Origin of the sequence: Actinomycetospora succinea (assembly GCF_004363095.1) — a bacterium.
Lineage (GTDB): Bacteria > Actinomycetota > Actinomycetes > Mycobacteriales > Pseudonocardiaceae > Actinomycetospora > Actinomycetospora succinea.
On record NZ_SNYO01000002.1, the window covers coordinates 929,103 to 946,305 of the forward strand.

The following is a 17,203-nucleotide window of genomic DNA, read 5'->3' on the forward strand; positions in this document are numbered from 1 at the left end:
AGGAAGTGGAGACACCACGATGAGCGACACGACGCCGTCCGGCGCCACCGGCGAGGACCCGCCGACGCGTCCGACGAGCCCCGAGACGAGCACCGCGAGCCCCTCCGGTCCGCCGACCCGCTGGCAGCGCACGACCCGCCCGTCGGGCTGGACCCGGCGCACCGCCGTCGTCGTGTCCGGTGTCGTCGGCCTCGTGATCGGCGTGCTGCTCACGGGCGCGGTGCTCGCGGCCACCGTCGGCGGCGGTGGGCACGGCCACGGGCCGCGCGGCGACGGGCCGCCGCGGGGCGGGCCGGGCACGAGCGCCGAGGGGCGGGGTCCCGGCGGCGGGCCGGGCGGTCCGGGCGGTCCGGGGGGGCCCGGGCGGGGGTTCGAGCGCGGCGGCGCGTCCGGCCCGATCGTCGTGCAGGTCCAGCCCGGCGCGACGGTGCAGGTGGCGCCGGGGGCGACGGTGCAGACCGTGCCCGGGGCGGCGCAGCCCGCGCAGCCCGCGCCCGCTCAGCCGACACAGCCGGCTCAGCCCGCTCAGCCCGCGCAGCCGGCGCCGGTCCAGCCCGCACCCGCCCAGCCCGGCGTCCCGGGCTGACCCGTCCCGTCGAGCACGCTCGGTGTGGCAGCCGTCACTGCGGTGAGCACGATCGCTGTCGGTTGTCACGCCGGCGTGTGACGATGGCGAACATGTCCGACGCGGGTGTGGTCCTCGTGCGCCGCGCGCACGTGGATCTGCTCCGCGTCACCTCGGCCGGGTGTCGTCCACCCCGCCGCTGACCGTCCCCTGTCGTCCGGTCGCGGGTCCAGCGCCCCGGCCGGGCCGCAACGTGCCCCGGTGTGCCGGTGCTCGGGCTCGCCCCTGCCCCACCACCGAGGAAACACGTGCGCGCGTTCCTGCTCTTCGCCCTCGCCGGCCTCATCGCCCAGCTCGTCGACGGCTCCCTGGGCATGGCCTACGGCGTCACCTCGACGTCGGTCCTGCTCGCGGCGGGCACGGCGCCCGCCGTCGCCTCCGCCTCCGTCCACCTCGCCGAGGTCGGCACCACGCTCGCCTCCGGCGCGTCGCACTGGCGCTTCGGCAACGTCGACTGGCGCGTCGTCGGGATCCTCGCGATCCCCGGCGCGATCGGTGCGGTGCTCGGCGCCTACGTCCTGGTCAACATGACCGAGGACGCCGAGCCGTACATGGCCGGCATCCTGCTGCTGCTCGGCGTCTATGTGCTGCTGCGCTTCAGCTCGCGGGCCGTCGCCAAGCGCGTGGTCTCCGGCCCGCGGCCCGGCGGCAAGTTCCTCGGCCCGCTCGGCCTGGTCGCGGGCTTCCTCGACGCCTCCGGTGGCGGGGGCTGGGGCCCGGTGGCGACGTCCAGCCTGCTCGCGTCCGGGCGCCTCGAGCCGCGCAAGGTCGTCGGGTCGGTGGACACCTCGGAGTTCGTCGTCGCCCTCGCCGCGAGCATCGGCTTCCTGTTCACGCTCTCGCAGGAGGGCATCGACTACACGGTCGTGCTGGCCCTCATGGTCGGCGGCGTGATCGCGGCGCCGTTCGCGGCCTACATCGTGCGGCTGCTCGCGGCCCGCGTCCTGGGCACCGCGGCCGGCGGCCTGATCATCCTGACGAACACGCGGACCCTGCTGAACGCGTTCGACGTGCCCACCGCCGTCGTCACCACGGTCCTCGTCGTGCTGGCGGTGCTCTGGGTCGCGGCGATCGTCGTCGCGGTGCGCAGCGCCCGCCGCGACCGCGCCGTCGCCGAGCCCAAGACCGTCGAGCAGGACGACGCCCCGGCCGCGCAGGCCTGACGCGCTCAGCGTTCCGACGCGCCCGCGCCCGCCGTTCTGACGCGCCCGCCGTTCTGACGCGCCCGCCGTTCTGAGCGAAGGGCTCCTTCGGTCGATCTTGTCGAGCGAAGGAGCCCTTCGCTCACTCAACAGCGCTCTCGGGGTGGCGGGCGTGGAGATCACGGGCGACGTCACGCACCTCGCGGCGAGTCCGCGGTGCACCACGTCGCTCTTGATCTTCCGTGCCCACGACCCCGCGCGGCCCATACGCCCGGCGCGGTTCCGGCGAGGGGTTCCCCTCGCCTCTCTCTCCGAGCGAAGGTGCCCTTCGCTCGGAACAGGACGCGCACTGAGCGATCATCGTGGCGTGCGCGCGCTGTTCGACCTCCCCGCCGCCTACCGCCCGTCCGTCGAGGACCGGGCGGCGCCGGTCCCGCCGATCGAGGCGGTGCTCTGCGACTTCAGCAACACGCTCTTCCGCATGGTCCCGACCGACGAGTGGCTGCGGCGGATCGCCGACGACACCGGCCGCTCGCTCGACGATCCCGAGGCCGTGCTCGCCGCCCTCGACGCGGCGGCCGCCGAGCCCGAGGTGATCGCCGCGCAGGAGGGCCGCGACCTCGACGCCGGCGCCCACCGCCGGGCGATGCTGGCGTGGTTCTCGCGCGTGGACTACCTGCGAGGCATCGAGGACGCCGCCCAGGCACGTGTGGTCGCCGAGGACTCCTGGGTGCCCTACCCCGACACCGGCCCCTTCCTGGCGACGCTCGCCGACCGCGGCGTCCCGGTCGGCGTGGTCAGCGACATCGGCTGGGACATCCGCGACCACGCCCGCGCGGCCGGGCTCGCCGACCTCGTCGGGACCTGGGTGCTCTCCTGCGAGGAGGGCTGCGAGAAGCCGGCGCCGGAGCTCTTCCGCACGGCGTGCGCTCGGCTGGACGTCGACCCGCGCCGCACGCTCATGGTCGGCGACAACCCGCGGCGCGACGGCGGGGCGACGGCCGCCGGCCTGCGGGCGTTCCTGCTCGCGGGCGAGCAGCGGGAGCGCGAGCGCGGCCTCGCCGACGTGCTCGCGCTGCTCAGCCCACCCGCGTGACGCCCGGCGCGACGAGCTCGCGCGCGACCGGCGCCGGCTCCCGCCCGGCGCGCCGCACCCAGCCCCCGACCACCTGGGCCACCGACCAGCCGTCGGCGGCGAGCAGCGCGGCGATCTCCCGGTCGGCGGCGCCGAGCTCGACGTCGGCGTCGTCGAGGACGCCGACGAGCCACCGCTCGCTGCGCCGCACGACCTCGTCGCCGGAGCTTCCCACCGAGAGCACCCGGCCCAGATCGAACGGCTCGGTCTGGAACGGCCCGCACGGCACCGCGTCGCGCTCGATCATGGCGTCTGTCCCCTCGTCTCGAACGGGGCCGACGCTACGTGGGCGGACCGACAACGCCGGGCGCATCATCGTCGGGGTCGAGCTCCCCGGCGGGGTCAGTCCTCGTCGGCGATCCCGATCTGGCGGCGCAGCTTGGCCACGTTCCACCGGTACTGACCCGACGGCAGCGTGATCTCGGGCGTGACGAGACCCTGCGTCACGTAGCGCTGCAGCGTGCGCGGGCTGACCCCGAGCGCCTTCGCGGCCTCGGGCGTCGACACCAGATCCGACGGGGGCATGCCGGTCACCCTATGTCGCCGCTGTCGTCCGAAAGACGTGAACAGCGCCGATGACTCCGTTTTCTTTTATAGCGTTGCTGTCGCTGTTGTCGCCGACGACGTACAGTCGGCGACATGCGCGACACCGACGACAGGTACTTACCCAGGCCGGGCGGTCCCCGGCGCTACCGGCTGGACGCCCGGCGGTTCCGCGGGCCACTGCACACCCCTGCCCGCAACGACCACGAGCAGCACGAGTCCGACGACCTGGCTGCGCTGGTCGAGCTGGCGCGCACCCTCGTCGCCGAGGGGTTCACGGCGTGGGTCTACGAGCGGGTCCGGCGGCCGACCCCGTGGCCCGAGGCGTGGGACCTGCGCCTGGTCACCCAGCTCGATCCGGACCGATCGCGAGGCTGACGCGCAGCCCCCCGCTCGGCGCGTCCTCCAGGCGCACCTCTCCCCCGTGCCGCGCCGCCTGCTGTGCGATGAGCGCCAGGCCCAGCCCCGAGCCCGGCGCACCCGCGGTGCTCCCCCGCACGAACCTCCCCAGCACGGCCTCCCGCTCGCTGGCGGGCAGCCCGCGCCCGTCGTCGTCGACGGTGAGCACCACTCCGCCGTCCTCGCCCGCATGGGCGCCGAGCCGCACGCTCCCCGCTCCGCCGTGCCGCACGGCGTTGACGACCGCGTTCGCCAGCGCCATCCGCAGCCCCTCGAGCGAGACCGTGATCGTCCGCTCCGGGGGCTCGTCCACGACCACCGCGAGCTCGGGGTGCGCGCGCCGCGCGTCCTCGGCGGCCAGTCGCAGCACGTCGGCCACCCCGACGGCGTCGAGCTCCCCGGAATCGGGCAGGTCCCCGGCGGCGAGCTGGCCCAGCGCGGTCAGCGTCGCCTCGACCCGGGCCTGGGCGCGCTGGACATCGGCGAGCACCGCCTCGCGTTCAGGCAGGTCGGGGTGGGCCTGGAGCACCTCGAGGTCGGTGCGCATCGCCGTCAGCGGCGTCCGCAGCTCGTGGCGGGCGGCCGCGGCGAAGTCCCGCGCGGCGTGCAGCGACGCCGTGCTGCGCTCCTGCTCGGCGTGCAGGCGGGCGAGCATCGCGGACAGCGCGTCGGCGAGCTCCTCGGACTCGCGCGAGCCGTCCGCGCGGACGACCGGCGGGTCGACGTCGGGGTCCACGGCGCCGTCGAGCGTCGCCGCCTGCGCGGTGAGTCGGCGCATCGGGCGCACGGCGCGCCCCGCGAAGAGCCAGCCGAGCCCGGCCGCGAGGGCGACGGCCACGACGCCGAGCCCGAGGACCAGCCGCTGGCGGTCGGCGACCCGCGCGCGGGTGTCGTCCTCGGTCGCCCCGACCGTCACCAGCACCCCGGGCGTCGGGCCGGGCGCGGTGCGGATGCGGTACGCGACGCCGCCGACGTCCACCGAGGTCGGGATGCCGACCGGCGAGAGCGGCAGCTCGGGCCCGCTGACCCGCCGTGTCGCGCTCGGCCCGCGCAGGGTCACCGCGAGGTCGGCGCGGGTCGACGCGAACGTCCCCAGCACCGCGGGCGAACCGGGCACGAGGCTGCGGTCCAGCCGGTCGGTCTGCTCGCGGGTGAGCAGCACCGACGCCAGGACGCCGACGAGCACCACGACGACCAGGGAGGCGAGGCCCGAGGCGAGGGCGACGCGCAGGCGCAGGGACGCGGAGCGCCGCGGAGCCGGACCCCCGGGACGAGCCGCGGAGCGGCGCGTCACCCGCCCTCCCGCAGCACGAACCCGACGCCGCGCACCGTGTGCACGAGCCGGGGCGTGCCGTCGGCCTCGAGCTTGCGCCGCAGGTAGCCGACGAAGACGTCGACGACGTTGGTGTCGGTGGCGAAGTCGTAGCCCCAGACCAGCTCGAGCAGCCGCTCCCGGGTCAGCACGACGTCGGCGTTGCGGGCGAGCACGACGAGCAGCTCGTACTCCCGTTTCGTCAGGTCCACCGACCGCTCGCCGACGTGCACGGTGCGCCGCGCCAGGTCGATGCGCAGCGGGCCGGCCGCGACGACGTCGCCGTCCGACGGGGCCGACGGCGCCGGGCGGACGCCGCGCCGCAGGAGCGCCCGCAGCCGCGCGACGAGCTCGGTGAGCGCGAAGGGCTTGACCATGTAGTCATCGGCGCCGGCCTCGAGCCCGACGACGCGGTCGTCGACGGTGTCGCGGGCCGAGAGCACGCACACCGGGACGTCGTGGTCCATCGCCCGCAGCGCGGTCACCACCGCGACGCCGTCCATGCCCGGCAGCCCCAGGTCGAGGACGACGGCGTCCGGGACGCGCTCGTGCACCGCCCGCAGCGCACCGGGGCCGTCCTGCGCGGAGCGCACGGCGAAGCCCGACAGCGCCAGCCCGCGCTCGAGGGAGGCGCGCACGTCGGCGTCGTCCTCGACGACCAGCAGGTCGGGCGCGGCCGGGTCGCTCATGGCGCGATTGTGCTCGCCCCGATCATCGGTCCGTGCAGGGCTGCGCGGCGCGCTCGACGCGGGCGCTGACGTCGGCGAGGCGGGAGGCGAGCGCGGGGTCGGGCGGCGTCGCCCGGGCGTCCGGGCCCGGCGTCTGCCGCAGCCGCTCGATCTGGGCCTGGACCTCGGGCGTGAGCGTCAGCCCGCCGCCGCCACCGCCACCGGGGCGCAGCCGGGCGGTGCACGGGGCCTGCCCGTCGACGCCGGTGGGAGCGGAGACGGCGGCGGGCGCGGGCGACGCGGTAGGCGTCTCGGGTGCACCGGCGCATCCGCCGAGCACGAGCAGTCCGGCCAGGGCCGATCCGGCGAGGACCGGCAGGCGGCGGAAGTCCATCGATCGATCTCCTCGGGCGTCCGGGCGACCGGTCGGGGGCGGCCGCCGCTGTGGAGATCACTCTGCTGACCGGGGGTGACGCAGCTCTGTGGCGTCTCTGAGGGAACAGTGAGGTCCGTGGACGTCGATCGCTACGCGCACACCGCCCGAGGCTGGGCGACGGGCGCCGCACGCGTGTACGGGCCGCTCGCGGCGCAGCTCGTGGCGGCCGCCCCGCACCCGCTGACCGGCCGCCGCGTGCTCGACGCCGGCGCCGGGACGGGCCTCGCTTCGGCGGCGCTGCGGGACGCCGGGGCGCGTCCGGTGGCGATCGACCGGTCGCCCGCGATGCTCGCCTGGGACGCGGCGGCGCGCTCGCCGTCGGCCGCCGGCGCGCTGGAGGCGCTGCCGCTGCGCGACCGGGGCGTCGACGACGCCGTCGCCGCCTTCGTCCTCAACCACGTCGACGACCCCACGGCCGCCCTCGCCGAGCTCGCCCGCGTCACACGACCCGGCGGCGCGCTCCTCGCGACGGCGCCCGGCGCGACGAGCGCCCACCGCACGGTGCGCGACCGGATCGACGCCGTCGCCGCGGACGCCGGGTTCACGCCGCCGGACTGGTACGCCCACCTCACGACCGTGCAGGCGCCGCTGCTCGGCGACGTGGCCGCGATGCGCGCCGCCGCCCGGGACGCCGGGCTCGCCGACGTCGTCGTCACCGAGCACGTCGCCGACGTCGGGGTCGAGCGCGCCGAGGACCTCGTCGACTACCGCCTCGGCCAGGCCCACGTCGCCGCCTGGCTGGCGGGGCTCGCCGAGCCCGAACGTGCCGCGCTGCGGCGGGCGGCGATCGCCGCGGTGGCCCCGGTGATGGAGCCCTACCGGCCGCCGGTGATCACGCTCGTCGCCTGCGTCGCCTAGATACCGAGCAGCTCCCGGGCCGAGCGCCACAGGTCCTCGGTGATCGTGCGCGCCGACTCCGGACGGGCGAGGCGGGCGGCCTGGCCTGCCCACTGGTTGACGGGGTCGACGCCCTCGGCCTTCCCGCGGCGCCACTGCCCGACGAGCGCGCGCTGCACCGGATAGCGGGCCGGCGCCACGCCGCCCTCCGCCCACGCCCGCACGTATGGGGTCGGCAGCGCCCGCCCCGGGCGCCCCGAGTAGGCCCGCGTGAGCACCGAGCTCTCCGGCGCCGCGACCCCGAGCGCCTCCGACCACGCCGCCGCGATCCCGATCTCCGGCGAGCGCAGGTAGGCCGTGCCGACCTGCACCGCGCTCGCCCCGAGCATCAGCGCCGCCGCGACGGCGCGCCCGTCGGTGATCCCGCCGGTGGCGACGACCGGCACGTCCAGCGCGTCCGCGAGCTGCGGGACGAGCGCGAGCAGCCCGACGCCCGTGGACTCGGCGGCCACGGGGTCGAACGTCCCGCGGTGCCCGCCCGCCTCGATGCCCTGGGCGACCACGACGTCGGCGCCGGCGTCCTGCGCGGCCAGCGCCTCGTCGAGGGTGGTCGCGCACGCGAACCAGGCGATGCCCGCGGCGTGGATCCGCTCGACGGTGGGCGGGTCGTACACGCCCATGATCGACGAGATCACCGTCGGCCGGGCGTCGATCAGGGCGTCGACCTGCTCGGCGAACACCGGCGACGGCCCGGCCGCCTCGCCCGGGGCACCGAAGCGCTCGAGGAACCCGCGCGCGGCCTCCTCGCCGCCGTCCCCGGCGGGCGGGGGGTCGGGGATCCACAGGTTCATCTGGAGCGCGCCCGACGAGCCCTCGCGGAACCGACGGACCCAGTCCCCGATCGTCGCGGGCGCGTCGAGCACCGCCCCCGTCGCCCCCATGCCGCCGGCCTCGGCGACGGCCACGGCCAGCTCCGGCGGGCAGGCCCCCGCCATCGGCGCCTGGAGGATCGGGACGGCGAGCCCGTAGCGCTCGCAGAACGCGGCCATCCGCGTCGACACCGTCGTCGTCATGGCCCCACCCTGCCCCTGTCACCGTCCCCGGTGGGAAGGCAGCATGATCCCGCGCGCCGGAGCGCCCGGCCGAGGAGAGGAGTGCGTGCGATGACGAGCGACGCCGTCGTGGTGACCCGGGACGACCAGGCGGCCGTGGCGGTCGTGCGGATGAACCGCCCGGACCGTCGCAACGCCCTCACCACCGAGCTCAAGGTGGCGCTGCGCGACGCCCTCGAGGAGGTCGCGACGGACGACAGCGTGCGCGCCGTCGTCCTCGCCGCCGCCGGGCCCGCGTTCTGCGTCGGGCAGGACCTCGGCGAGCACGCCGAGACGCTGCGCTCGGGCGACCCGGACGCCATGCGCACCGTGCCCGAGCACTACAACCGCATCACCTCGGCGCTCGCGACCATGCCGAAGCCGGCGATCGCCGCGATCGGCGGCACCTGTGTCGGCGCCGGTCTCGGGTTCGCGCTGGCCTGCGACCTGCGCGTGGCCGCGGCCGGCGTGCGGTTCGCGACGGCGTTCTCCGGCATCGGCTTCGGCGGCGACTCCGGGCTCTCCGCGACGCTCGCCCACGCCGTCGGCGCCTCCCGGGCCACCGACCTGCTCATGCTCGGCGACACCTTCACCGCCGAGTCGGCGCGCGACTGGGGTGTCGTGCGCGAGGTCGTCCCCGCCGAGGAGCTCGACGACAGGGCGCTCGCCCTGGCCCGCAAGCTCGCCTCGGGGCCGACCGCGGCCTACGCCGAGATCAAGGTCGCCGTCGCGCTGGGGACCGTGTCGTCGCTGCCGAGCGTGCTCGAGCACGAGGGCGCCGCGCAGTCGCGCCTCGCGAAGACCCAGGACCACCGCAACGCCGTCGAGGCGTTCCTGGCGAAGGAGAAGCCGACCTTCACCGGGCACTGAGACCCCGCCGTGGAGTCCGCGGACGACCCCCGCCCCGCCTGGTGGGTCTTCGTCGTCATCGGCGGGGTGGGGCTCGTCGCGCTGGCGGCGCTGTTCTGGTCCGTCCCGGCGCTCGTGCCCGCCGAGGGCACGGGCGAGCAGGCCCGCGCGGCGCGCACCAGCGGCGTCGCGACCCTGCGCGCGGCGGTGCTCGCGGGCGGGCTGGGGCTCGCCGCGGTCCTGACGCTGCTGTTCCACGCCCGGACCGCGCACACGACCGAACAGAACCTGCTGCTGGCGCGCCGGGCGCAGGCCGACGCGCGCGCCGAGGCCGAACGCCAGGCGCGGGACCGCGCCCGGGACATCGCGCTGCGCGAGGAGGACGCCCGCGAGCGCCGGGTGACCGAGCTCTACACGGCGGCCGCCGACCAGCTCGGCGCGGAGAAGGCCCCGGTGCGCCTCGCCGGGCTCTACGCCCTCGAGCGCCTCGCCCGGACCACCCCCGAGCACCGGCGCACGATCGTCGACGTGTGGTGCGCGTACCTGCGCATGCCGCACACCCCGTCGGACACGGGTGACGAGGAGCGCGAGGTCCGGCTGACCGCCCAGCGTCTGCTCGCGGCGCACCTGCGTCCCGACGACACCGCCGAGTACTGGCCGGAGGTCGTCGAGCTCGACCTCACCGGCGCCGTCCTCGCCGACCTCGACCTCAGCCGCTGCGCCCTGCCCGCGCGGACGACGCTCGCGGGCGCCGTCCTCGGCGGGAAGACGTGGTTCGCGGAGGCCCGGTTCACCGGCCGGGCACGGTTCGAGGGCGCCGTGTTCCAGGGCCCCGCGCAGTTCGACGGCGCCGACTTCGAGGGCGGCGCCGCGTTCGTCGACGCCCGGTTCGACGACATCGCCTGGTTCGCGGACGCGAGCTTCGGGGCCACCGCCCGTTTCGACGGGGCCGCCTTCGACGGCCGCGCCCGCTTCAGCCGGGCGACGTTCCTCGCGGGCGCGCGCTTCCGGGAGGCCCGCTTCGCCCGGGCCCGGTTCGACACCGCCGTCTTCGCCGGCGACGCCTGGTTCACCGGCGCGGCGTTCGCGGAGGGCGCCGACTTCGGCGAGGCGACCTTCTCCGGGGACGTCGGGTTCCGCGGGGCCACCTCCACCGGGGACCTCCGGTTCGATGGAGCACGCGCGCGCCCGGGCGGTCACCGCTGGCCGGCGGGCTGGCTGCTCTCGCACGACGTGGACGGCGACGGGCGCCACCGGCTCGTGCCCGGGTAGCGCCCGCCGCGCCGTGACCTCAGCCGCCGGCGGCTTCCGCGGCGGCGAGGATCGCGTCGATCGTCGCCTGGGGGTTCGACACCATCGAGACGTGGGAGCCGGCCACCTCGGTGATCGTGGATCCCGCCCGCTCGGCCATGGTCCGTTGGGTGCCGGGCGGGATGACGAGGTCCTCGGTGCCGACCACGGTCCAGCTCGGCAGCGATCTCCAGACGGCGTCGGTGCCGGGCGTCAGGTTCGCACTCAGGGTGATCGGGCGCTGGCTCTCGACGATCCGCCAGCGGTCGTCCTCGGGCAGATCCTGGGCGAACGACGTGTGCACGGTGTCGGGCTTGAGGAAGGCCTCGACGTCACCGTCGGGCGCCCCGGGATATCCGGCGAGATCGAGCACGGTGGTCGGGTCCGGGACGTCGAGCGCCGATCCCGAGCCGCCCAGGATCTGGAAGACCGTCTCCCCCGCGTCGGGGATGAACGCGTCGACGTAGACGAGCGCGCGCACGTCACCGGCCCCGGTCGCGGCGTTGGTGATGACGAAGCCGCCGTACGAGTGGCCCACGAGCACCACGGGACCGCTCACGCGCTGGGCGACGAACGAGGTGACGTAGGGAGCATCCGTCGTCACGCCACGCAACAGATTCGGCGGTGTCAGCACCGAGAAGCCGCGATTCCTCAACTCCCGCGCGACCGGATTCCAACTGGAACCGTCCGCCCACGCGCCGTGGACCAGGACGATCGTCGCTTCCGGCACTTCTGCCCCCCGCAGTGTGTGGTCACTGTTGCTCTGTGGGATCGAGCCTAGGGAGCGGTCGGTCACCGTTCAACGAACCATTCGGCTCAGCGGCGCCCGACTCCCCTCCGGTGCCCGATGCCGGCGAGGTGCAGCGCGATGCCGATGGCGCCCAGCGTGAGGAGCACCGTCGGGGTGAACACGCTGATCACGAAGCCGGAGATCTCGAAGATCAGCGCGATGAGGAACAGGACCGCCGCGGCGATGGCGAGCATCGTGTCGGGCCTCCTTCGGTGAGGGGGCCCGAAGTATCGGGCACGGACGGGTCCGCCCGGCGACCGTGACGGCGGGCGGTACCCCATGGCTGCCGAGCGGACACCCGGCGCGCGGGGACGCTCGCCCACGCGGCGCCTCCCCGGGACATCGACCCGCTCATACTCGGCGAGACGTTCCCCCGCCGAGTCGGCGCGCGACTGAGGCGTCGTGCGCGAAGTCGTCCCCGCCAAGGAGCTCAACGACAGGGGGCTCACCCTGGCCCGCGAGCTCGCCTCGAGACCGGCCGCAGCCAACGCCGAGATCAAGGTCGCCGTCGCACTCGGGACCGTGTCGTCGCTGCCGAGCGCGCTTGAGCACGAGGGCGCGCGGCACAGTCACGGCTCTCGGGGGCCCGCGTCGGCACGATCGCCAACTCCGTGATCAAGCACGCGCCGCCGAAGTGTTCCTGGCCGACAATCCCTCTTCAGGGAGCACTCACCGCCCTCCAAGAGTTTGACCTATTCGGTCACACTCGTGATCGGATACGGCCGGACGTGCGGCGTCTGCGTTATCGATCTCTGACGAGATCAATCCTTGAGGGCAAATGCAGCCGCAGGGTAGTTATCGATCACGACCTGAGAGCACCGCAGCGTGGTTTTTCCATTACTCATAGTGCGAATACTGCGCCAATCGAACGACATGCCTGGTTGCGTCGAAGACTCGGGTCGATGCTGAGTTCGGCATGGGGAGCCCTTCGCGTTCCCCTTGGGCGTTATCGCTCGCGTGCACCGGGGGAATAGGATGCGAAGCAGCAAAAGGGGCTTGTTGCGGCTTTCTGAGCTTCAATCCTATTGCCTACTGGGCTCGCTACAACGCGGGAGCCGAGACGCACGTCTAACCATAGATGGAAGCCTCAGCTCCTCGGCCTCGCCCCTCAAGAGACCTCCCAAGAGCCGCTTCCTAGGCCACGCGCTCCTCGCCTGTCTCCTGATCCTGACCTCAGGCTGCAGCTTCGGCGACTCGGCTAGCGGCGACCCTCCAGCGTCTCCCATTCCTCCGGCGCCGCAGGTCGACACCTTTACAGTTCCGCCTGCTGAGGTACCGACCGCTACCGGTTCGCCCGGTGGGTCCAGCCCCGGTGGGTCCAGCCCCGGTGGGTCCAGCCCCGGTGGGTCCAGCCCCGGTGGGTCCAGCCCCGGTGGGTCCAGCCCCGGTGGGTCCAACCCCGGCGGCTCCAGCCCCGGTGGGTCCAACCCCGGCGGCTCCAACCCCGGCGGCTCCAGCCCCGGCAGCTCCAACCCCGGCAGCTCCAACCCCGGCAGCTCCAACCCCGGCAGCTCCAACCCCGGCAGCTCCAACCCCGGCAGCTCCAACCCCGGCGGCTCCGAGCCGACAATTCTCCTTGGCGGCCCTAGCGTCGAGAACCGGAACCCAAATACTGCTTGGCCAAGCATCCTTGTGTACGGGGAAAATAGGCGCTCGGGATGCGGCGAGCTGCACAACGACCCTGAAGTTCAGATCCCCGTAAAGGTGCTGCGAGTCGACCTCCGGGGCACTTCCGGGTTCAAGCTCACCTCAGACTGGCAACGCTGCTTACGCGAAGGATACAGCGCTAGCGCCGAACGAGGATGTATCGGCGCCGTCTTGGAAGCTGGAGCAGTCGACGACACAAATGGTTGCCTAGTATCGGTGCAAGCACCACTACTGCAGTTTGACCCGGACGCAGCGGGAAATGTGGGTGCCACTGCGCGGCTTAGCCTGACCTTGGAGGCCACATGTCGCTCGAATGCAGGCAAGCCGTGCCAACAACTCCAAAATGTTGCAACCGCACCCCGCGCCTCCGCATCAAGCCCTGTCAAGGTCCGCTGGACTACACAGATTGAGCTCGATGCGATAGCACAGCCACCACTCGATACTGAAGCAGACGACGTGACCGACGGTAATGGCCTGCCGGACGGTTCCACAGACAGCGACCAGAACGATAATGCTGAGAACGGCTCGTCACCGCAAGGCGAAGTCGACGAACCCCAGAACGGCGGAGTTGAGGGGCCAAATTGAGGTGACCCCTTCACTGTGGTCGGAACGTCTGGAGCGCCTAGCAACCATCATCGCGCCGACAACCGCGATCACCGCGCTTCTATTTTATTTCGGCTACGTCGCCACCTACGCACGGTACCGCTACTTCGGCGTTGACCTCGCCGCACTAGATCTTGATTTCGCTGAGACCGCCACCCGAGGCGCGGAAGTTCTCTACGTTCCCGCAGGCGGTCTACTGGCTGCCGCGCTAACCCTCGTCGCCGTCCACCGTAGTGTTCGCGCGCTCCTGAGGCGCAGGTCCGAGCGCATCCGAACGATCCTTGCCACCTCGTTCATCGTCGCTGGTGTTGCCGTCTTTGCGCGAGGGGTCGCCGGCATTGTCATCGAGACCATCTCCCGTACCGAATTCCCTGGGATCACGGCGATAGCTTTCGGCTTCGGACCAACGATCATCGCCTACGGCATCTGGCTTCTTCGTCGCCCCGCAACCGGTAAGTGGCGGCTGGGCAAACAGAATTCGTTTGCCGTCGCGCTGCTTGCTGCAATCTTTCTCTTGGGGTTGTTTTGGGCCGCAAATAGCTTTGCCTCGGCGTACGGACGTGGGGTCGCGAGCACCGTCGCAGCTAACATGCGCAGCGACAGGCCAGCCGTAGTGCTCGACACAAAGGAGCGCCTTTACCCCACCATTCAAGGAGTTACCGAGACTGCGCTACCGGTCGAACCAGACCAGGAGTACCGGTACCGCTACCGTGGCCTCTACCTCCTCGTGGAAGGTGGGGGGAAGTTGTACCTGGTGTCCCCGGAGGCGGGCGGAACCAGCGGGACGCTTGTCATTCCCTACGGAGATGAAGCACGCGTACAGTTCAGTCGGGGCTAGCGTGAGCCGGCCGGCGACGCTACAGAATATTTCGTCTACTTCGACTGTTGGGAGAGTGAGCTGCTGCGACGACACTCAGTCGCAGTCTGTTGAGCGCCACTCGTCATCCTACGTCGCAAGAGGGCTCTCCGCTGTCCGGGTTGGACCCGGTCGCTGTCGAACCTCCAGATCGACGACCTCATGTACGCCTGGCTACCCTCAGGACGAATTCGCCGGACACTTCGCGGCTGACGTCGAGTCCGGCCAAGTCCCGCGTCATGTATGCACCCCAGCAGCCCCTCGCGCCGAGCACCCTCGAGAACGTCTTAGGCGTCCCGGCCTGAAGGGCACTCCGGCCCCAACACATGGTCGCCAGGAACGACGAGGCCATCCCGCTGGGCGCCGAGCGCGCGTTCGCGGGGCGCATAGGTGCGACGACCGTCGAGGTCGCGTCCAACCATGTCCCGATGGTGTCCCACCCCGAGACGTGGTGGACCTAGTCGAGACCCGCTGGCCGCGCTCAGGTGAGCTGGGACTCGCGCTCGGTCCAGAACACCGCGCGCAGTTCCCGCTTCAGGATCTTCCCCGCGCCCGACTTCGGCAGCGGCTCCACGCGGGTCTCGATGCTGCGCGGGACCTTGTAGCCGGCGATCGTGCGGCGGCAGTGCGCCACGAGCTCCTCGGCGAACGCGTCGGCGTCCTCAGGCCGGCTGCGCAGCACGACGACGGCGTGCACCGACTCGCCGAAGCGCTCGTGCGGCACCCCGAACACGGCGACCTCGACCACCGAGGGGTGCGCGAACAGCGCGTTCTCGACCTCGGCGCTGTACACGTTCTCGCCGCCCGAGACGATCATGTCCTTGGCGCGGTCGACGAGGAACAGGTGTCCGCCGTCGTCGAGCAGGCCCAGGTCCCCGGACGCGAACCAGCCGTCGCGCAGGGCGGCCGCGGTCTCCTCGGGCTTGTTCCAGTAGCCCGCGGTGACGTTGGCGCCGCGGATGAGGACCTCGCCGACCGTGCCCGGCGGGAGCGGGGTGCGGTCGGCGGGATCGACGACGATCACCTCGACGCCGACCGCCGCGCGCCCGCACGAGCGCGCCTGCGGGGCGTCGAGCAGGTGCTGCTCGCCGGGCAGCAGCGTGACGATCGGCGAGGTCTCGGTGAGCCCGTAGATGTGCAGCATCTCGGCGTCCGGGAACGCGGTGTGGGTGCGGCGCAGCAGCTCGACGGCCGCGGGCGACGACCCGTGCGAGAGCCAGCGCAGGCTCGACACCGTGCGCGGCCGGGCGGCCTGCTCGTGCGCGAGCGCGTCCATCATCGTCGGGACCACCAGCGTCGCCGTGACGCCGTGGCGCTCGACGAGGTCCAGCACGCCGTCGGGGGTGAACGCCGGGCACATCACCTGCGTCCCGCCGGCCCACACCGTGGAGAGCGCGGCGATCGTGCCGGCCGCGTGGAACATCGGCGCGACCACGAGCCAGCGGGTGTCGGCGGTGAACGGCCAGCAGGCCATGAAGTGGAACGCGTTGGCGACGAGGTTGCCGTGCGTGAGCATCACGCCCTTGGCCGCGCCGGTGGTGCCGCCGGTGTAGAAGATGCCGGCGAGGTCGTGCTCCCGGGGCTCGCGCAGCGGGGCGACGGGCTCGGCGTCGGCCAGCAGCGCCTCGTACTCGGTGCTCGTGTCGACCACGCGCAGGTCGGGGTCGAGGCCGTCGAGGGCGCGGTCGGCGAACAGCACGCGGGCCCCGGCGTCGCGCAGCGCGTAGGTCCGCTCGGCGGCGGTGTGGCGCACGTTGAGCGGGACGATGACGAGCCCGTGGCTCGGCAGGCCCAGGTAGAGCTCCAGGTAGCGGTGGCAGTTGGCGCCGAGGACGCCGACCCGGTCGCCGGGCGCGAGCCCGAGCCGCGTGAGCAGCCCGCCGAGGCGCGCGATGCGCTCGGCGAGCTCGCCGTAGGTGACCGTCTGCTCCCCGCACACCACGGCCGTGCGCTCGCGCGCGGTGGCGAGGGCGCGGCGCAGGGGCGCGCCCATCGTGCGCGTCGCGTTGCCCCGGTCGCCCGCCGGCGCGAGGTCGTGGAGGGTCTCGGGCGTCGTCATCGAGCAGCTCCGGGGAACACGCTGCGTGAATGCGCAGTCGAACGATCGTTCGGTCGGCTCGACGGTAGCAGTGACCCGCCCCACCCGGCCAGGGACGAGGATGCTCGGTGCGGGGCCCCGCGCGCCAGCATCGGCGTCCCGGCGAGGGGCGCCCCTCGCCGATCTACCCGAGCGACGGTGCCCTTCGCTCGGAACCGACCCGACCCGGCCCGCCTCTGGCCTCGCAGCCCGGTCGGGGACGTAGATTCCCCCGCGTGACCGGCACGCGACCCCCCGCCCGCGAGGGCGAGCGACCGGCGGGGGCCGCGCGGGAGCGGCGGTCCCGGCCGACCTACGACCCGTCGAGCCTCGTCGAGGTGGCCGCGCGAGTGTTCAACGAGCGCGGCTACGACGCCACGAGCATGGAGGACCTCTCCGCGGCCGCCGGGATCACGAAGTCGTCCTTCTACCACCACGTGCGCGGCAAGGAGGCGCTGCTCCGGGCGGCGCTCGAGCGCGCGCTCGACGGCCTGTTCGGCATCCTCGACGAGCCCGCCGCGTCGACGGGGAGCCCGCTGACCCGGCTGCGCCACATCGTGCGCCGCCAGGTCGAGGTGCTGGTCGCCGAGCTGCCGCACGTGACCCTGCTGCTGCGCCTGCGCGGCAACACCGAGACCGAGCGCTGGGCGCTGGCGCGGCGCCGCGAGTTCGACGCCGCCATCGCCGCCCTGGTCCGCGAGGCCTCGTCGGCCGGGGAGCTGCGCGCCGGCATCGACCCGGCCGTCGGGGCCCGCCTGCTCTCGGGGCTCGTGAACTCGCTCGTCGAGTGGTACCGCCCCGGACGCGTCGACGCCGACGACCTGGTCGCCGAGGTGGACCGGATGGCGTTCGAGGGTCTGCTCGCCCAGACCCCTGCGCACGACCGCCGGCCGACCTAGGCTC

The 17,203-nt window shown here is 73.6% G+C and carries 19 protein-coding genes; 10 read left to right on the plus strand and 9 right to left on the minus strand.

The window, feature by feature from the left end; all coding sequences use genetic code 11:
• Positions 1-19 precede the first annotated feature (19 nt).
• The 3 genes from EV188_RS10890 (at position 20) to EV188_RS10900 (ending at position 2,863) form a co-directional block, all read left to right on the plus strand.
• Complete coding sequence (locus EV188_RS10890) at positions 20-586, plus strand: hypothetical protein (RefSeq protein ID WP_133826207.1); 567 nt, start codon at positions 20-22, stop codon at positions 584-586.
• A 287-nt stretch (positions 587-873) separates the two neighbouring features.
• On the plus strand, positions 874-1,788 hold the full coding sequence (locus EV188_RS10895; RefSeq protein WP_133826208.1) for a sulfite exporter TauE/SafE family protein: 915 nt from the start codon (positions 874-876) through the stop codon (positions 1,786-1,788).
• Between the two features lie 346 nt (positions 1,789-2,134).
• The gene (locus EV188_RS10900) at positions 2,135-2,863 is read left to right on the plus strand and encodes an HAD family hydrolase (RefSeq protein WP_133826209.1); all 729 of its coding nucleotides are present in this window, start codon (positions 2,135-2,137) and stop codon (positions 2,861-2,863) included.
• Here the strand turns inward: EV188_RS10900 and EV188_RS10905 are convergent.
• Both EV188_RS10905 and EV188_RS10910 read right to left on the minus strand, forming a co-directional pair.
• Positions 2,847-3,149 (minus strand): hypothetical protein, encoded by a 303-nt coding sequence (locus tag EV188_RS10905; RefSeq protein WP_133826210.1) that lies wholly within the window; start codon positions 3,147-3,149, stop codon positions 2,847-2,849. The two genes, EV188_RS10900 and EV188_RS10905, sit on opposite strands and share 17 nt — an antisense overlap.
• A gap of 95 nt (positions 3,150-3,244) precedes the next feature.
• Positions 3,245-3,427, minus strand: coding sequence for a MerR family DNA-binding transcriptional regulator (locus EV188_RS10910; RefSeq protein ID WP_133826211.1), 183 nt, complete (start codon positions 3,425-3,427; stop codon positions 3,245-3,247).
• 114 nt (positions 3,428-3,541) lie between these two features.
• On the opposite strand from EV188_RS10910, the gene EV188_RS10915 reads away from it, so the two are divergent.
• Positions 3,542-3,823, plus strand: coding sequence for a hypothetical protein (locus EV188_RS10915; protein ID WP_133826212.1), 282 nt, complete (start codon positions 3,542-3,544; stop codon positions 3,821-3,823).
• Here the strand turns inward: EV188_RS10915 and EV188_RS10920 are convergent.
• From EV188_RS10920 to EV188_RS10930, 3 genes are read right to left on the minus strand one after another with little or no spacing between them, the layout of a single operon-like run.
• On the minus strand, positions 3,789-5,138 hold the full coding sequence (locus EV188_RS10920) for a sensor histidine kinase (protein ID WP_133826213.1): 1,350 nt from the start codon (positions 5,136-5,138) through the stop codon (positions 3,789-3,791). The genes EV188_RS10915 and EV188_RS10920 overlap by 35 nt on opposite strands.
• Positions 5,135-5,845: a response regulator transcription factor gene (locus EV188_RS10925; protein WP_133826214.1), complete on the minus strand. Its 711-nt coding sequence runs from the start codon at positions 5,843-5,845 to the stop codon at positions 5,135-5,137. Before EV188_RS10925 ends, EV188_RS10920 begins: the two co-directional genes overlap by 4 nt.
• A gap of 22 nt (positions 5,846-5,867) precedes the next feature.
• Positions 5,868-6,218 carry a hypothetical protein gene (locus EV188_RS10930; RefSeq protein WP_133826215.1) on the minus strand — a complete coding sequence of 117 codons (351 nt, stop codon included), beginning with the start codon at positions 6,216-6,218 and terminating at the stop codon, positions 5,868-5,870.
• 117 nt (positions 6,219-6,335) lie between these two features.
• Here EV188_RS10930 and EV188_RS10935 point away from each other — a divergent pair, with 117 nt between their 5' ends.
• Positions 6,336-7,118 (plus strand): class I SAM-dependent methyltransferase, encoded by a 783-nt coding sequence (locus EV188_RS10935; protein WP_166659818.1) that lies wholly within the window; start codon positions 6,336-6,338, stop codon positions 7,116-7,118.
• On the opposite strand, the gene EV188_RS10940 is transcribed toward EV188_RS10935, so the two are convergent.
• The gene (locus tag EV188_RS10940) at positions 7,115-8,170 is read right to left on the minus strand and encodes an NAD(P)H-dependent flavin oxidoreductase (protein WP_133826217.1); all 1,056 of its coding nucleotides are present in this window, start codon (positions 8,168-8,170) and stop codon (positions 7,115-7,117) included. The two genes, EV188_RS10935 and EV188_RS10940, sit on opposite strands and share 4 nt — an antisense overlap.
• 90 nt (positions 8,171-8,260) lie before the next feature.
• On the opposite strand from EV188_RS10940, the gene EV188_RS10945 reads away from it, so the two are divergent.
• Positions 8,261-9,058, plus strand: a complete 798-nt coding sequence (locus tag EV188_RS10945) for an enoyl-CoA hydratase/isomerase family protein (protein WP_133826218.1) — start codon at positions 8,261-8,263, stop codon at positions 9,056-9,058.
• A 9-nt stretch (positions 9,059-9,067) separates the two neighbouring features.
• Positions 9,068-10,309, plus strand: a complete 1,242-nt coding sequence (locus EV188_RS10950) for a pentapeptide repeat-containing protein (protein WP_208114107.1) — start codon at positions 9,068-9,070, stop codon at positions 10,307-10,309.
• Between the two features lie 19 nt (positions 10,310-10,328).
• On the opposite strand, the gene EV188_RS10955 is transcribed toward EV188_RS10950, so the two are convergent.
• Together EV188_RS10955 and EV188_RS31510 are read right to left on the minus strand one after the other, a co-directional pair.
• The gene (locus EV188_RS10955) at positions 10,329-11,123 is read right to left on the minus strand and encodes an alpha/beta hydrolase (protein ID WP_208114108.1); all 795 of its coding nucleotides are present in this window, start codon (positions 11,121-11,123) and stop codon (positions 10,329-10,331) included.
• 20 nt (positions 11,124-11,143) lie between these two features.
• Positions 11,144-11,311 carry a hypothetical protein gene (locus EV188_RS31510; RefSeq protein ID WP_166659819.1) on the minus strand — a complete coding sequence of 56 codons (168 nt, stop codon included), beginning with the start codon at positions 11,309-11,311 and terminating at the stop codon, positions 11,144-11,146.
• Between the two features lie 2,039 nt (positions 11,312-13,350).
• On the opposite strand from EV188_RS31510, the gene EV188_RS10965 reads away from it, so the two are divergent.
• Together EV188_RS10965 and EV188_RS32955 are read left to right on the plus strand one after the other, a co-directional pair.
• On the plus strand, positions 13,351-14,205 hold the full coding sequence (locus tag EV188_RS10965; protein WP_133826219.1) for a hypothetical protein: 855 nt from the start codon (positions 13,351-13,353) through the stop codon (positions 14,203-14,205).
• A gap of 344 nt (positions 14,206-14,549) precedes the next feature.
• The gene (locus EV188_RS32955; protein WP_279536715.1) at positions 14,550-14,684 is read left to right on the plus strand and encodes a hypothetical protein; all 135 of its coding nucleotides are present in this window, start codon (positions 14,550-14,552) and stop codon (positions 14,682-14,684) included.
• 20 nt (positions 14,685-14,704) lie between these two features.
• Here the strand turns inward: EV188_RS32955 and EV188_RS10970 are convergent, their stop codons facing one another.
• Positions 14,705-16,282, minus strand: a complete 1,578-nt coding sequence (locus EV188_RS10970) for a class I adenylate-forming enzyme family protein (RefSeq protein ID WP_133826220.1) — start codon at positions 16,280-16,282, stop codon at positions 14,705-14,707.
• A 254-nt stretch (positions 16,283-16,536) separates the two neighbouring features.
• Here EV188_RS10970 and EV188_RS10975 point away from each other — a divergent pair, with 254 nt between their 5' ends.
• A complete protein-coding gene (locus tag EV188_RS10975; RefSeq protein WP_133826221.1) occupies positions 16,537-17,199 on the plus strand; it encodes a TetR/AcrR family transcriptional regulator in 663 nt (220 codons plus the stop codon).
• Positions 17,200-17,203 lie beyond the last annotated feature (4 nt).